Source organism: Streptomyces sp. a15, from assembly GCF_059026085.1.
Map to the genome: position 1 here is coordinate 1 of NZ_JBWLKM010000243.1, position 1147 is coordinate 1147.

The following is a 1147-nucleotide window of genomic DNA, read 5'->3' on the forward strand; positions in this document are numbered from 1 at the left end:
TGTCGAGGTCGTCGTACTCGTAGACGGTGTCCCGCCACTTGGTGCGGGCCACGTCGGTGTACTCGCGCAGCCGCTCCGTGCGGCCCTCGGCGTCCTCGAAGGTCGCCGTGACCGTGTCGCCCTTCGGCGGGATCGTCGTGGAGACGTCCCCGTCGCGTTCGGTCGTCGTGCGGAGCTTCTCCGTGCCGCGGTAGTACGTGACCTCCGCGGTTGGCTGGCCCATCCCGTCGAAGGTGATGCGGTTCTGGGACGGGATGTCGTTGTCCCCGACCTGGAGCAGCTTCGCCTCGGGCTCGGCGACGTTGTAGTAGCCGTCGTTCTCCTTCCACACCCGGCCGGCGCTGTCGTAGAAGACGTCGTTGACGATCCGGCCCGCGCCGATCGCCTCGTCCTGCGTCTGCCGCTCGCGCAGCAGGCCGTCGAGGATCTCGTAGGACACGGCGTACTGGCCGTTGTCCTTCAGCGTGCGCGAGGTGACGATGGTCGGACCGTCGCGGCGGACGGTGTAGTCGTACGTGGCGGTGGGGGTCTGGGTCGCCGGGTCGCGGTCGATCTCCCAGACCTTCAGGAGCCGGCCCAGTGGGTCGTACTCCATCGTGGCCTTCTTGCCGTTCGCGTCCTCCTCGGTCAGCGGCAGGCCGCGGACGTCGTCGAACACCGTGGTTTCCGTGTGGCCGAGCGGGTCGTGCGAGACCTGCTTGGTCGGCCGCGCGACGGTGACCGGCGTGTACTCCATCCACGTCTTGCGGTTGTCCGCGTCCCAGGTCGCGGTCTCCCGGCCGTGGATGTCGTACTCGGTGCGGTCGATGGTGATGTAGCCGTCGCCGGTGCCGTTCAGCTCCTGGATCTCGGTGGGCAGGCCCTTGGTGGGGGTCGCGCCGAAGGCCAGGTTGTCGTAGAGCGTGCGGGTGTCCTCCACGACCTCGCCGCCGGTGGTGCCGCAGGCCCCGAGCGTCGTCCTCTCGCGGGACTCCAGCTCGATCAGGTACGCCGTGGTGTTGCGGGCGTAGCCGACCGTGGAGCAGCGGACCTTGCCGCCCGGTGTCTTCTCCTCGACCTGGTACGGCAGGCCGTAGCTGTCGTACTTGGTGGTCTCGGTCGAGGTGCGCCAGGTGTCGCCCTTGACGCGCTCGCGGGTGCGAACGGT

General features: G+C 68.9%; 1 pseudogene. It reads right to left on the bottom strand.

Features of this window, described 5'->3' with window-relative positions:
- Window positions 1-1147: pseudogene (locus AC5P09_RS51895) on the bottom strand (RHS repeat-associated core domain-containing protein); the annotation flags it as partial.